This window comes from Pedobacter sp. N36a, assembly GCF_014472395.1.
Classification (GTDB): domain Bacteria; phylum Bacteroidota; class Bacteroidia; order Sphingobacteriales; family Sphingobacteriaceae; genus Pedobacter.
On record NZ_JACSZW010000002.1, the window covers coordinates 377,690 to 392,819 of the forward strand.

Here is a 15,130-nt window from a genome sequence, read left to right on the forward strand (position 1 = left end):
CTGGATTCGTTCTTTGCAGTTTATAGCTGCTGAACTACGAAACCAAGCTGATCAACCATCAGCAAGAAAAATCAACAAAACGGAATGAGAACCACAAAAAACATCATCCTGGTCGTTTGGTTATTGTCGCTTTCTTTACCAGTCAATCTGTTCGCACAGGGGAAAAAGATCAAAGTAGCCTGCATCGGAAATTCCGTTACCGCAGGGTATTTGCTTAAAGATCCAGTTGCTGAATCCTACCCATCCGTACTGCAGGGTTTGCTGGGCAATACCTATGAAGTAGGGAACTTTGGCCTGAGCGGAGCCACTTTATTAAAGAAAGGACACAGGCCCTATTTTAAGACCAACGAATTTCTTAAGGCGCTTGATTTTCATGCCGATATTGCCATTGTGCACCTCGGTCTGAACGATACAGATCCTAGAAACTGGCCGGAATACCGCGATGAATTTCAGCAGGATTACGCCTGGCTGCTGGATACCCTAAAAAAGAACAACCCTAAAATCAAGTTATATGTTTGTCGGCTGACACCCATTTTTTCTGAGCACCCAAGGTTTAAATCAGGGACCCGGGAATGGTACTGGCAGATTCAAAAAGAGATTCCTTTGATCGCTAAAGACAATCAGGCAACGCTGATTGATCTGAACAGCCCTTTAAATAACCGTCCGGATTTATTTGCCGATAATCTACATCCTGACAAGGAAGGCGCTGCCATCATAGCCAAAACGATATATAGCAGTTTAAGCGGTAACTATGGCGGATTAAAACTGCCTTTGCTGTTTACTGATCATATGGTGCTGCAACGCGACCTGCCTATTCCAATTTATGGAACCGCCGACGCGAATGAACCGATTACCGTCGTTTTTAACGGTCAGAAGAAAACCGGAATCAGCGGAAAAGATGGGAAATGGAAAGTGCTGTTTCCTGCAATGCCTCATGGCGGGCCTTACCAGCTGAGCATCACCGCTAAAAAGAAAAAGATCGTTTTAACTGATGTACTGCTTGGCGATGTTTGGCTTTGCTCCGGACAGTCTAATATGTATTTTCAATTGAAACAATCCGCTGCAGGAGCGGCAGAACTACAGCAATTTCCTGCACAGCCGAAACTTAGATTGATGAAATTTAAGCCCCTTGCTGAAACCGATGCGGTATCCTGGGACAGTACCACTTTGGCTCAATTGAACCATTTGAACTATTTCTCTGGAAACTGGGAGCCGGCAACTCCAGGAACTGCTGCAGGTTTTTCTGCCATTGGGTATTATTTCGGCCAGCAGCTGGTACAGGAGGAAGGAGTGCCCATCGGGCTGATCCAAATGGCCGTTGGCGGTTCCACACTGGAATCATGGATCGACCGCTACACGATGGAACACGATCCTCAGCTGGTAGATGTATTGACCAATTGGCGTAAATCTGATTTCGTTCAGGAATGGGCCCGCGGACGTGCAAACCTGAACCTAAAAAATGCCACGAATCCCAAACAGCGTCATCCTTATGAACCAGCATACAATTATGAAGCTGGAATTGCACAGCTGACCAGCGCTCCAATAAAAGGGGTGATCTGGTACCAGGGAGAAAGTAATACGCAGAATCCAGAGTTTTACGCACACAGTTTTCCAGTACTGATTAAAAGTTGGAGAAAGAAATGGGGCCAGGATTTTCCATTTTACTACGTACAGCTTTCTGGAATAAATCGCCCTTCATGGCCATACTTTAGGGTCATGCAAGGCAGAATTCAAGATCAGGTAGCTAAAGCTTATATGGCGGTCAGCTCAGATCTGGGCGATTCTCTGGATGTTCATCCGACCAGAAAAAAAGAAATTGGCCAGCGTTTGGCCTTACAGGCACTGCAGCATAGCTATGGTAAAAAGGTCATTGCCGATGGGCCGATTCCAACAACGGCAGCCCTGAAAGACCATACGATTGAGGTTTCATTTGCGGCAGGAAGTCCATTGGCTGTAAAAGATGATCAGCCACTAAAAGGCTTTGAATTGGTCTTGGAAAAAGGAGCCATTATTCCCGTATCCGCTATTTTGCTAAACAACAAAGTCCATATTCAGCTCCCTAAGGAAATAGAAGCAGAAAAAATAAGAACAGTACGGTATAGTTATGCGCCTTTTAGTCGCGCAAACCTCATCAACAATAATGGTTTGCCGGCTTCAACCTTCGCTATGCCCATTAATTAAAAATATTAAAGACATGAATTATACTCAAGAAGACCTTCAGCAATTACAGCAATTTTATAACGATCAGCTTTTAAATGATACGGTTCCTTTTTGGTTTCCGAGGTCTGTAGATACGGAATTTGGGGGGTACCTGCTGATGAGAGATCAGGATGGAACGCTAATAGATGACGACAAAGCAGTTTGGATACAGGGGAGGGCTGCCTGGTTGCTTTCTACGCTTTACAATACGATTGAACCCAAACAAGAGTGGTTGTCAGCAGCAAAATCAGGCATTGATTTCCTGAATAAATATTGCTTTGATGACGATGGGCAGATGTTTTTCCATGTGACCCGTGATGGTCAGCCGATCAGGAAACGCCGGTATTATTTTTCGGAAACCTTTGCCGTGATCGCTAATGCCGCTTATGCAAAAGCAAGCGGAGATCCAGCAGCTGCTGAAATGGCGAGATACCTTTTTGGAAAATGTATCGAGTACTCGACAACTCCAGGTTTGCTGGCGCCTAAATTTACAGGAACCAGACCTACCAAAGGAATCGGGGTGCCGATGATCATGATGAACACCGCCCAGCAGCTCAGAGAAACGATTGGTGATCCGCGCTGTGATGAATGGATCGACAAATGGATTGCTGAAATTGAGACTTATTTTGTGAAAGATGACATCCGCTGTGTGATGGAACAAGTGGCGCCAGATGGGAGTATTGTAGACCATATTGATGGTAGAACGCTAAATCCTGGTCATGCGATTGAAGGGGCCTGGTTTATTCTTCACGAAGCAAAATACAGAAACAATGATCCTAAATTGATCGCATTGGGCTGTAAAATGCTGGATTATATGTGGGAACGCGGATGGGATAAAGAACATGGTGGAATTCTATATTTCAAAGATGTATATGATAAACCCGTGCAGGAATATTGGCAGGACATGAAGTTCTGGTGGCCGCATAATGAAGTGATTATTGCCACTTTACTGGCTTATACGATTACTGGTGAGGAAAAATATGCAAAATGGCATAAAATGGTTCACGATTATGCCTACGGTCATTTTCATGATAAAAAGAACGGCGAATGGTTCGGCTACCTGCACAAAGATGGAACTTTGGCACAAACCGCTAAAGGAAACCTCTTTAAAGGACCCTTTCATTTACCCCGCCAAGAATGGTATTGTGCCGCTTTATTGGCAGAACACCTAGAGAAATAAGTTTTATTATTCCTGAATTATAATGATGTTTAACCGAAACCTTTTAATACTTATCATTTTGTTGCTCTCCATCGATATGTTGTATGCCCAGGTCCCAACTCTGAAAGAGGACCAAAGGGCAATGCCTGCTTTAATGCCCCTTCCACAACGTATGGAAAGGAAGGACGGTGTTTTTGATTTTAAAAATTGCCAGTTCATAGTGGTAGAGAATGACGAGTTCATTCCGGAAGCTAAAATCTTACAAAAGGCGCTTAAAAGTCAAGGTATAGAGGTTAAAATAGGAAAACTACCAAGTGATGGATCCCAATACATTGTGTTGGCTAAGGAGGAGATGCTGGACGCTGAATTTAAAGAGGAAGCCTACCGTCTTTCCATAAATCCTCAGAAAATCAAGATTAAAGGGCTGAATAGAAAAGGGGTGTTTTATGGTATTCAAACGCTAAAACAACTGATATCGGCAGATAAAAAAGCACTTTCCTGCGAGGTGCTCGATTGGCCGGCATTTTCCTGGAGAGGCTATATGGTGGATGTAGGACGTAATTTTCAGTCTGTCGCCATGCTGAAAGAGCAAATAGAGGTAATGGCGGCTTATAAGCTGAACATTTTTCATTTTCATGCCACAGAAGACATCGCCTGGAGATTGGAAAGCAAGCTTTATCCCCAGCTGACAGCTTCAGAAACCATGCTCCGCAATAAAGGTGATTTTTATTCGGTCGCCCAGATGAAAGAACTGATTGCTTTCTGTAAAGAACGCCACATTACGCTAGTACCAGAAATTGATATGCCTGGCCATAGCGACGCTTTCAAAAGAGCCATGAAGACGGAAATGCAAAGCGATACCGGCCTCAACATTGTTAAAAACCTGATTAGAGAATTTATCAAGACTTACAATCTTCCCTATTTACATATCGGTGCAGATGAGGTTAAAATCACGAATGCGAACTTCCTTCCGGAAGTGACCAAACTGATCGAACAGCTTGGTAAAAAGGTGATCGGATGGGAGCCAGGAGGGAATTTTTCGGAAAGTACCATCCGCCAGCTATGGATGGAAGGGGCCACCAAAGTGAGTAAGAATAAAAACATACAATACGTAGATTCCAGACACCTTTACCTGAACCACATGGATCCTTTAGAAAGTGTGGCGACCATCTTTAACAGGAAAATTTCGAACCTGGATAAAGGCAATGCCAACGCTTTAGGTGGCGTAATTTGTAACTGGCCAGACCGGAACATCAATAAACCAGAAGATGCTTTAACTCAAAATCCTGTTTATCCTGCAATGCTGGCCTTCTCGGAACGCAGCTGGAGAGGCGGCGGAATACCTGGTTGGATGGCTAAAATAGGACAACCAGCATCAGAGGAAGCCCAAGGCTATGCTGAGTTTGAAAATCGCCTGATGCAGCATAAACAACGCTATTTTAGACGCTTGCCATTTCCTTATGTCGCACAGGCGGAGCTGACCTGGAAGCTGATCGGTCCTTTTGCTAATGGAGGGGATCTAACCGCATCATTTGATCCGGAAACAGCGAATGTAAACCTGGATAGTTTGCCGGCAGCCATGGAAGTTGTTGGTGGTACGATCATACTCAGACACTGGTGGACCCCTCAGGTGACCGGAGTATTGGACAAACCTCAGGAAAATACCACCTGGTATGCGTATCGCAAAATATGGGCAGACGAGGCAGAATCCAAAGATTTCTGGATCGGCTTTAACAATATGTCCCGTTCTTATGCTTCCAGTTCTCCTGAAAAAGGAACCTGGGACAGCCGCAAAAGCAATGTTAAGGTGAATGGAGTCCTGATTGATCCACCCGCATGGAAACAAGCCGGTTTATCTGGAAACATGGAAATCCCTTTGATAGATGAAGGTTATGAATTCAGGGCACCTACAAAAATAGCCTTAAAACAAGGTTGGAATGAGGTGCTGATCAAATTGCCGATCGCCAGCTTTAAAGGCGCAGATTGGAAAAATCCGCAGAAGTGGATGTTTACTTTCGTCGCAGCAGATCCTTTATAGGATTGGCTTTAAAGCTGCCCATACATTGTCTGCAAGGATTTTTTGCCCTTCCGCAGTAGGATGAATCCCATCTCCCTGGTTCAGCTTTGGTACGCCACCAACACCCTGAAGCAGGAATGGAACCAATACCAAGTCGTTTTTCCTGGCCAATTCCGGGAAAAGCGACTTGAACTCTTTCGCATAATCAGTACCCATGCTTGGTGGGATCTGCATCCCCGCCAGTACAATTTTCACCTCCGGGTTCTTTTTCCTTACTTTATCAATGATCTGCTGAAGGTTGTTTTTGGTTTCCTTTAAAGGAAGTCCTCTTAAGCCATCGTTTGCGCCAAGCTCCAGTACCAATAGGTCTACAGGCTGTTTCAGCAGCCAGTCAATCCTGCTATTGCCTGCGGCAGAAGTTTCCCCGCTTAAACCTGCATTGATCACTTTATAGGGAAGTTTAGCTTCCACTATTTTCTGCTGTATCAAGGCTGGAAATGCTTCATTAACCGCTAAACCATATCCTGCAGTAAGACTGGTTCCGAAAAATAAGATGGTTTTCTCCTCTGCCAGTGCCTTTTCTGTTGCCTTATTGTTTTCGGGCTTAACTTCAGTACTTTCCATGGCTTTATTTGGCTCGGTTTTTCCCTGATCAGTAGCGCTGGATCCTTGCTTTCCAGTGCAGGCACTGAATACGCTCATTATAGAAAACATATAAATCAATACGGATGAACCTTTGAAATTAAGCTGTAACATATATAAATATTATTTATCAAAATATCGTGAATACTTGTTAAAGGGTTATATTTAACCGCATGAGGCATGGTGAGACAAAAACATAGCGTCTTTTTGAATGACCGCTGCAATGACGACCCAAATCCTGATTTCTAAATTTAAAGCAAGATCCTAATGATACCGCCTGTGGAACATATCCTTAACATTCGAAATGTAAGTAAAATTTACGAAAATGCCGGTCATAAACTGACCGTACTCGATCAGATCAATTTTTCTATTCAAAGAGGTACTACAGTGGCCATTACCGGACCTTCCGGAAGTGGAAAAACCACTTTGCTGGGCTTATGTGCAGGACTGGACCGCTCAAGTTCAGGTACGGTATCCTTGAATCAGGTGGATTTAGATGAACTAACGGAAGACGAAAGAGCAGCAGTAAGGAACCGTTATGTAGGTTTCATCTTTCAGAATTTCCAGCTTTTACCTACGCTGACCGCATTGGAAAACGTCATGGTACCCTTAGAATTGAGAGGGGAAAAGAACATTAAAAAACATGCGCTGGACTTATTGGATAAAGTTGGACTTGCCGACCGTTCCGGTCATTATCCGGTACAGCTTTCCGGCGGAGAACAGCAAAGGGTGTCTTTAGCCAGAGCCTTTTCCAATCAGCCGGCCATCTTATTTGCAGATGAGCCCACAGGGAACCTGGATGCTGAAACCAGCGACAAAGTCATCAAGCTGCTGTTCGACCTGAACAAGGAAGCAGGAACAACCCTGGTGATTGTGACTCATGATCTTGACCTGGCGGCAAAAACCAATAGGATGATCAAATTAAAAGGAGGTGTGGTTGTTGCTGATTTAGACTTGAACCATGGCTGATCTTCATCCGATTAAAAGAACAATTAATTTTTCCTGGCTGATGAAAATGGCCTGGCGTGATAGCAGGAAAAACAGATCCAGGCTCTTGCTGTTTATGTCCTCCATTATTCTGGGGATTGCGGCCCTTGTGGCGGTTTACTCTTTTAAAGCCAATTTACAGCGGGACATCGACGAACAGGCCAAAACATTGACCGGTGCAGATCTGATTGTGGATAGTCGCCGGCCTTTGAGCCCCGCGGTTAAAGCTTTACTCGATACTTTGGGTTCAAAACGCGCTAGGGAAAGGAATTTTGTCTCCATGGTCTACTTCATGAAAGGAGAAGGAAGTCGACTGGTTGAAATCAAGGCCCTGAATGGAGATTTTCCCTTTTACGGAAGCATAGAAACAAAGCCGATTTCTGCCGCAAAAACCTTTAAAACTGACAGAAAAGCACTCGTAGACCATACCTTAATGCTGCAGTACCAAGCAAAACTTGGCGATTCCATCAAAATTGGGAACTTAAGCTTTGTGATTGAGGGGAGTCTGGAAAGTGTTCCCGGACAAACCGGATTGGCAAGTACGGTGACTCCGGTGGTTTATATCCCATTGGAATATTTGGAAAAGACTGGCTTAACACAGCTGGGCAGTAGAATTCAAACCCGTTATTTTTATAAATATCAAGATGTTGCCAGTGTAAACAGAGATTTAAAGCGCCATCAGCAATTGCTCGATAAAGAGCAGCTGAGGACGGAAACTGTAGCCACAAAGAAAGAAAGTACAGGCAGAGCCTTTAAAAACCTCAATCAATTTCTCGCCTTATCAGGGTTTATCGCCTTGTTATTAGGTTGTATTGGCGTTGGAACCTCTATTCAGGTCTACATCAAAGAAAAACTGGGCACTATTGCCACTTTAAGATGCCTCGGCCTAAAGGCCAGGGAAGCATTTCTGATCTATTTGCTCCAGGTAGCAGTTATAGGTCTTTTAGGTGCAGCTGCTGGTGCTTTTCTGGGCACTGCCTTACAGTTTTTACTTCCGCTCATTTTAAAAGATTTTATTCCTGTTGAGCTGTCGATGGGGGTTTCCTGGGCGGCAATTGGACAGGGACTGGCCACAGGGTTGATCATTTCGGTTTTATTTGCATTGCCATCCTTGATTTCTGTCCGGAATATCTCGCCTTTAAATGCAATCAGGGCTTCTTTTGAGGGCGCAAAGCCGAAAAGAGACCCACTAAAATGGTTGGTCTACCTGCTGATCATCGGCTTCATTTATGGTTTTACTTACTTGCAGATGAAGGATGCCATTCAGGCTTTTGCCTTTGTTGCCGGGATTTTACTGGCCTTTCTGCTACTGGTTGGCCAGTCTCAATTATTGATGCTGGTACTGAGGAAAATGATTCCTGAACGCATGGCCTATGTCTGGCGTCAGGGTTTTGCCAATCTTTACCGCCCTAACAACCAAACCATGGTGCTGAGCCTGGCCATTGGCCTATCTACGCTATTTATTGTGACGCTGTATTTGGTGCAGGGCGTGCTTTTAAATAAAGTGGAGGTATCCGGATCGGGGTCAAAATCTAATATGGTGCTTTTTGACATTCAGCCTGTACAAAAAGAACCTTTAGTCAAGCTGTTGAAAACGAATCATCTGCCTGTTTTAGGGCAGGTGCCTATCGTAACCATGAGGATCATTGAAATCAAAGGAAAGACCGCTGCGCAATATGGAGATACTGCGGGGAAAGATAAAGAGAAGTCTATGCTTAGGGCTTTCAGAGGGGAGGTTAGGGCTACTTATCAGCAAAACCTACGGGCTACGGAAAAAATAATGGAAGGTAAATGGATCGGAACCACGCCGGAAGCTGGAACTGTTTTCATCTCATTGGAACAGAATTACGCAGCGGGAATCAATGTAGGTATTGGTGATTCGATCGTTTTTGATGTGCAGGGAATGCCGGTTAAAACAAAAGTGGGCAGCCTAAGGTCAGTAGATTGGAATACGGTACAGCCCAATTTCAGGGTCGTATTTCCTGCCGGAGTATTGGAAGAAGCCCCACAGTTTCATGTCTTTATGACGCATGTGGCCGCCGCTGAGCAGTCGGCCGAATTACAGGCCAAAGTATTAAAGCAATTCCCAAATGTTTCAATTGTTAATTTAGATATGATTCTTAAAACAATTGGCAGCCTGCTGGATAAGGTTAATTTTGTGATCCGGTTTATGGCCGGCTTTAGCATGGCTACAGGCTGGATCGTCTTGCTGTCGGCTGTCATGAGCAGTAAAGGACAGCGATTGAAAGAAAGTGTGCTGCTTAGAACTATGGGGGCCAGCAGGAAACAGATCCTGACGATAACCGGCCTGGAATATCTTTTTCTCGGATTCATTGCGACAGCTGCAGGGATTATTCTAGCCGTATTGGGAAGCTGGGCCCTCGCAGTATTTGCCTTGAAAAGCGTTTATGCACCGGAGATTTTGCCTTTACTAGTCTTCCTGGTCGTCATTCCTTTGTTAGTGATGCTCACCGGTCTTTACAGCAGCAGAAGTGTATTGAATCATCCACCATTGGAGATTTTAAGAAAAGAATCCTAAATTTTAAGAAAGAAACCTTTTTTTAAGAAAGAAACCTGAATGAGCTTAGTAGCCCTCGATTATTTTTATACATTAATCCATTTATTGATCATTGGATTTAACCTCTTTGCATGGGCCTTTCCAGCTACCAGAAGGCTGCACTTGTACGGTGTGGCCATTACCCTGGGCTGCTGGTTGATTCTAGGCATCTGGTACGGCATTGGTTATTGCCCGGTCACAGATTGGCAATGGCAGGTTAAGGAACAATTAGGTGAACATGACTTACCCAATTCTTTCCTCAAGTATTATGCCGATCGCATCACCGCTGAGGACATCAATCCGGGACTTATTGATGGGTTAACACTCGGCTTTTTTCTGATTTCTATCTCTATTTCCCTTTACCTTAACTTTTTCAGGAAAAATAAGGTCTAGAAAGAGCCATATAAATGGTTACTGTAACAGCTCTGTTACTCTGCTATTTAAGTCTTAATCCGCTTCGGGACAGCCGATTATTAACGCATTGTGCCGCTTTAATCCATTGAATTTCGTGCTAAATTCCTACTTTTAGAAAAATTACGAGTAAAAAACACAATTTATTATTGCTTTGTTAATGCTGTATGATGATGAATAAATACCTGATACTTCCCCTTTTCTCTGTTGCCCTTTTATGGAGTTCCTGCTCTTCAGTATACATGCCAAATGTGCCTAACACACCGATGTTGAGTGAGAAAGGAGAGTTGAGTGCAGGAGTTCACATTTCTCCGAAGGGAAATGCGAGTATCAATGGAGCTTATGCAGTGTCTAATCATTTTGGGGTATTGTTCAGCGGATCTTATATGAAGAACGAGCGGACCAGCAAAGACTTCCGCCATAAATTGGTAGAGGTAGGTGGAGGGTACATCGATACCTTTGGTCCAGACAATAACCGCATCATTGAGATTTATGCTGGATACGGAGGTGGAAGTGCCGACCGTAATTTCAGAGAATTTGATGATCACAATGTCCTGACCAGTAATATTCAAGAGGAAGTTACCTTTACAAAAACATTCATACAAGTAAACTACAGTTCTAAAAAGAACAGTTACCTGAAGTTATTTGGAAACAGGTATGCTTTAAATTATGGTACTGCCATCCGGATCAGTCATGTGGGCATGGACACTTTTCTAATTAACAACATCGGACAACCTAAAGAAGACAATATCTTCATTGAACCCGTTTTCTTTACCAGAATGAGATTGAGTGATGCCGTACAGCTACAGTATACTTCGAGTGGCAATTTCGGCTTAAGAGACAATAAGTTTATGACGGCTGGTAATTCGATCTTTACCATCGGTGCAGTTGTTAATTTAGGGGGGAAGAAGTCGCCTTCAAAGTAGGTCCAGTTAAATTAGAAAACACACCAGCTATATAGAAAGCATGGCTTTCAAATTCCGGAGCTTAGTGGTTAAACTGGTTCCTTTTTTCAAAAATGCAGGATACCCTTTTAAGGTTTTAATGGCTTTAACGGCCTCATACCCTAAAGCGACGCTCCTGATTTTATTCAGCAGAAAGGTATCATCCTTAAATAAATCTGCTTCCTGAATGAAACCATTTCTCAGGAAATCTCTGATTAAGACGGCCATCTGCTGATTGGCATATAAATGAAGGGGAAGCTGGAATACCTCCTTTTTTAAACGTTCATAAAGGGTGTTGATCCAATTGACCTGCTCTTCATTGGTAACCACAATTTGACCTTTCTGCATCGTGATGTGCTCCAGAAACAGCTTGGCGGCAGGTCTGTTGATCAATCCTGCATGGAGAGAATCTCTAAGCGTATAATCCAGCCGATCTGCACACAGATCCGGTAGAGGCTGTTCCAGCAATGGGAAATCGCCATCCAGGATCTCATCGATATGATAACCATGTTTAGCTAGCAAAGCTGGAATTTCTGAGTTCATCAGCACCTCCGCAAACATCTCTTCATGATAATTCTCTGCTTCGTTTTTAACTACATAATCGCCAATATGTGAAAAGGCCGTATGAGAAACATCGTGCAGGAGCCCGGCAATCTGTTCCAGTTCAGAACCTCCAAGTCTTCTGATCAGCAGCATTACTCCGATAGAATGTTCCAGCCTGGTATGGCAGAGTTCCGGGTTGACCAGAAAGATGGCGCCGCTCTGATGGACGCCACCCAGCCTTTTTAAAGCCGGACTAGCCAGTAAATCATCAAAAACTGCGGGTAGTTCTACATTTCCATACAGCAAATCATTTACAATTATCATGTCTTTCTAAATTAGATTACAAATAAAATTACCCCCAGTAAGCAACCGTTGAGGCTACAATTATACTAATTATTTTAGTTTTATGGTGATATTTGCTAATTAAAATAGATTACCTCTTCTTAATTAATTTTCTGCTTACCTTTGGCACTTCATTTATCAATTTCAATGCAGCAATCTTTCGATTCTATTTATACTTTTCAATTTGGTCTGGTCTGTTTAAGCTCCTTTCTTTTCTCTGCGAGTTTCAACATGCTCATTCCAGAACTCCCAGCTTATTTAACTGCAATGGGTGGTGCAGAATATAAAGGTTTCATTATCGCGCTGTTTACGCTGACTGCTGGCATCTCCAGGCCTTTTAGCGGGAAACTGACCGATACCATCGGAAGGGTGCCAGTGATGGCTGTGGGCTCTTTAGTCTGCTTCCTCTGCGGGTTTTTATATCCTATGCTGACCACGGTTGCTGGCTTCCTGTTTTTACGCCTCCTTCATGGTTTTTCTACTGGATTTAAACCTACAGCTACCGCAGCTTATGTAGCAGACCTGGTGCCGGTTAACAGATGGGGAGAGGCCATGGGGGTACATGGGGTATGTTTCAGTACCGGACTCGCCATTGGCCCCGCAATAGGAAGTTTGATCACAGATCATTTCGACATCAATATCCTGTTTTACTGTTCTTCACTTTTCGCATTATTGTCGATTGTGATCCTGGCGAACATGAAAGAAACACTGCCAAATAAAGAGAAGTTCAAGTTTAGTCATTTGAAGATCAATAGAAAAGACATTATAGAATGGCGGGTCATCCCTTCTGTAATTATCATTTTCATGACCTATATCAGTTATGGCGCCATCCTTACGGTGATTTCCGATTGGAGTAAGGCCTTGGGCACCAGTAATAAAGGGATGTTTTTCATGGTGTTCACTTTAACCTCTCTTTTGATCAGGTTTGTGGCAGGAAAAGCTTCAGATAAATACGGGAGAGCAGTGATCTTAAAAGTTTCTTTAGTACTTCTGGCCTTATCAACTTTATGGATTGCACTCGCAGATACTTCAGTGATGCTGATGTCAGCTTCCGCATTATATGGGGTCGCTACGGGAATGTTATCGCCTACGGCAACAGCCTGGACAGTAGATTTAAGCGATCCGCAGCACCGTGGAAAGGCCATGGCGACCATGTACATCGCTTTAGAAGCGGGAATAGGCTTAGGTGCCTTGCTGGCTGGATGGTTGTTTATCGATGATCTGGCCATGATTCCGGTTACTTTTTACGCCTGTACAGGAATTACCCTGATCGCCTTACTTTACCTGCAATTCATCTATAAACCAGCAACTTTAGCAGCATCAGCAATTGTGAAATAATCTGCGCATTTGGCTCTTGCTTAAATTAATTTATCTTTTCTGTGGTTTTGTGAAAAGTTATGGCAAATAAATTTATATTTTAGCCAGCTAATCAACATTTAAACCACAATGAGCGGACTTCACAAATACGATTACATCGTATTTTTTATTTACTTCATTATCGTATCTTCTTACGGTTTCTGGATTTACTACAAAAAGAAAACTGCAGCAGCAGATTCCAAGGATTATTTTCTAGCAGAAGGTTCTTTAACCTGGTGGGCCATCGGAGCTTCACTGATTGCTTCTAACATCTCAGCCGAGCAAATGATTGGAATGAGTGGTTCAGGTTTTAAGCTTGGACTCGCCATTTCCGCCTATGAATGGATGGCATCTGCAACATTAATTATTGTAGCAGTGTTCTTTATGCCAGTATACCTGAAGAATAAGATCTTTACCATGCCCCAGTTTTTAAGTCAGCGTTACAACGAGAAAGTAGCGATGATTATGGCGGTATTCTGGTTAATGTTATATATCGTAGTCAACCTGATGTCTATTCTTTACCTTGGGGCCCTGGCCATCAGTGGTATCTCCGGACTTGACCTGACTGCCTGTATTTTGGCATTGGCAATTTTCGCAATTTTTATCACCCTTGGTGGAATGAAAGTAATTGGATATACAGATGTAATCCAGGTGTTCTTCTTAATCCTCGGAGGCTTAGTAGCTACTTACCTTGCTTTAAACCTGATTTCAGGTGGCGATGGCATCATCAAAGGCTTTGGTATTCTAAAAACAGGCGCTTCAGAACATTTCCATCTGATTTTCAAGAAAGACAACCCGAATTACATGGACCTTCCAGGTTTAAGTGTATTGATCGGTGGAATGTGGATTGCGAATCTAAGTTACTGGGGATGTAACCAATACATCACGCAAAGAGCACTCGGTGCTTCTTTACCAGTGGCAAGAGCAGGACTTTTGTTTGCAGCATTCCTTAAAATGCTGATGCCGGTGATCGTGGTGATTCCAGGTATCGCAGTTTATTTTATTGTTAAAGAAAATATGGGCGGGATCAAAGCAAGCGATTTATTAACCGCTTCTGGTGTGGAAGATCCAAATAAAGCATATCCTGCCTTATTAGGCTTGTTGCCAATCGGATTAAAAGGACTGTCATTTGCCGCTTTAACCGCAGCAATTGTAGCTTCTCTTGCCGGAAAAGCCAACAGTATTGCTACGATCTTTACCCTTGATATCTATAAAAAAGCCTTTAACCCAAGTGCCGGAGAACGCACCATGGTGAACGTAGGTAAAATCACAGTAGTGGTGTCTATGTTAATGGCTGTAGTACTTTCCCTAATCGTAGGTGATGCCTTGATGGGAGAAGGAAAACAAGGTTTCCAATACATTCAGGAATATACCGGATTCGTATCTCCAGGTATCTTTGCGATGTTTATCCTTGGATTCTTCTGGAAAAAAACAACTTCAAATGCAGCAATGTTCGCCACTGTAGGTGGTTTTGTTGTTTCGGTGCTCCTTAAATTCCTTCCAGGATGGGTTGATCTTGCGCCATTACATGAATACGGATGGGCAATCGCCAATTCAAGCGGTGTATTTGAGATTCCATTTATGGATAGAATGCTGATCGTTTTCGCGGTGTGTATTCTAGGCATGTACCTGATCAGTATTTATGAAGGTAAAAAAGGTGTAGTGACTAACGGATTGGAGATTGACGCCAAAATGTTTAGAGTTTCTACTTCATTCGCAATAGGTGCTTTAATCATCTTCGCAATGTTGGTAGCCTTGTATTCTGCCTTCTGGTAGCCTAAACTAATTAATGCTAAAAAGCGGCTTCTTTACTCAAAGAAGCCGCTTTTTTTTGCCCATATCATTTTCAAAGAGCTATTTTTACTCCTATAATGTTCACTAAATCGACAACTAATATCTCTAATTGCAATTTAATTGATATGTAATTCTATGAAATGATTATTTTAAAATAATACTTATTGAAGTAAAAAATA

11 protein-coding genes are annotated in these 15,130 nt (G+C 43.1%); 9 read left to right on the forward strand and 2 right to left on the reverse strand.

Going from position 1 to position 15,130, the window contains the following annotated elements:
- The first annotated feature begins 84 nt into the window (after positions 1–84).
- The 3 genes from H9X96_RS05365 to H9X96_RS05375 all read left to right on the forward strand — a co-directional run bounded on the left by H9X96_RS05365 (position 85) and on the right by H9X96_RS05375 (position 5,396).
- Entirely contained in the window at positions 85–2,181 is a 2,097-nt protein-coding gene (locus H9X96_RS05365) for a GDSL-type esterase/lipase family protein (RefSeq protein ID WP_187665292.1), read from the forward strand.
- A gap of 13 nt (positions 2,182–2,194) precedes the next feature.
- Positions 2,195–3,379 carry an AGE family epimerase/isomerase gene (locus H9X96_RS05370; RefSeq protein WP_187665293.1) on the forward strand — a complete coding sequence of 395 codons (1,185 nt, stop codon included), beginning with the start codon at positions 2,195–2,197 and terminating at the stop codon, positions 3,377–3,379.
- A gap of 76 nt (positions 3,380–3,455) precedes the next feature.
- The gene (locus tag H9X96_RS05375; protein WP_255431025.1) at positions 3,456–5,396 is read left to right on the forward strand and encodes a beta-N-acetylhexosaminidase; all 1,941 of its coding nucleotides are present in this window, start codon (positions 3,456–3,458) and stop codon (positions 5,394–5,396) included.
- Here the strand turns inward: H9X96_RS05375 and H9X96_RS05380 are convergent.
- On the reverse strand, positions 5,391–6,131 hold the full coding sequence (locus tag H9X96_RS05380) for an arylesterase (protein WP_255431008.1): 741 nt from the start codon (positions 6,129–6,131) through the stop codon (positions 5,391–5,393). The genes H9X96_RS05375 and H9X96_RS05380 overlap by 6 nt on opposite strands.
- 153 nt (positions 6,132–6,284) lie before the next feature.
- Here H9X96_RS05380 and H9X96_RS05385 point away from each other — a divergent pair, with 153 nt between their 5' ends.
- The 4 genes from H9X96_RS05385 (at position 6,285) to H9X96_RS05400 (ending at position 10,898) form a co-directional block, all read left to right on the forward strand.
- Positions 6,285–6,986, forward strand: coding sequence for an ABC transporter ATP-binding protein (locus H9X96_RS05385; RefSeq protein ID WP_222943837.1), 702 nt, complete (start codon positions 6,285–6,287; stop codon positions 6,984–6,986).
- A complete protein-coding gene (locus H9X96_RS05390) occupies positions 6,979–9,543 on the forward strand; it encodes an ABC transporter permease (protein ID WP_187665294.1) in 2,565 nt (854 codons plus the stop codon). The genes H9X96_RS05385 and H9X96_RS05390 overlap by 8 nt, the downstream gene beginning before the upstream one ends.
- A gap of 39 nt (positions 9,544–9,582) precedes the next feature.
- Positions 9,583–9,954, forward strand: a complete 372-nt coding sequence (locus H9X96_RS05395) for a DUF2784 domain-containing protein (protein ID WP_187665295.1) — start codon at positions 9,583–9,585, stop codon at positions 9,952–9,954.
- Positions 9,955–10,139: 185 nt separating this feature from the next.
- A complete protein-coding gene (locus H9X96_RS05400; RefSeq protein WP_255431011.1) occupies positions 10,140–10,898 on the forward strand; it encodes a hypothetical protein in 759 nt (252 codons plus the stop codon).
- Positions 10,899–10,925: 27 nt separating this feature from the next.
- On the opposite strand, the gene H9X96_RS05405 is transcribed toward H9X96_RS05400, so the two are convergent.
- The gene (locus tag H9X96_RS05405) at positions 10,926–11,783 is read right to left on the reverse strand and encodes an HD domain-containing protein (protein ID WP_187665296.1); all 858 of its coding nucleotides are present in this window, start codon (positions 11,781–11,783) and stop codon (positions 10,926–10,928) included.
- Between the two features lie 207 nt (positions 11,784–11,990).
- On the opposite strand from H9X96_RS05405, the gene H9X96_RS05410 reads away from it, so the two are divergent.
- Positions 11,991–13,139: an MFS transporter gene (locus tag H9X96_RS05410; RefSeq protein ID WP_370576718.1), complete on the forward strand. Its 1,149-nt coding sequence runs from the start codon at positions 11,991–11,993 to the stop codon at positions 13,137–13,139.
- Positions 13,140–13,247: 108 nt separating this feature from the next.
- A complete protein-coding gene (locus H9X96_RS05415; protein ID WP_187665298.1) occupies positions 13,248–14,933 on the forward strand; it encodes a sodium/sugar symporter in 1,686 nt (561 codons plus the stop codon).
- Positions 14,934–15,130: the final 197 nt, after the last annotated feature.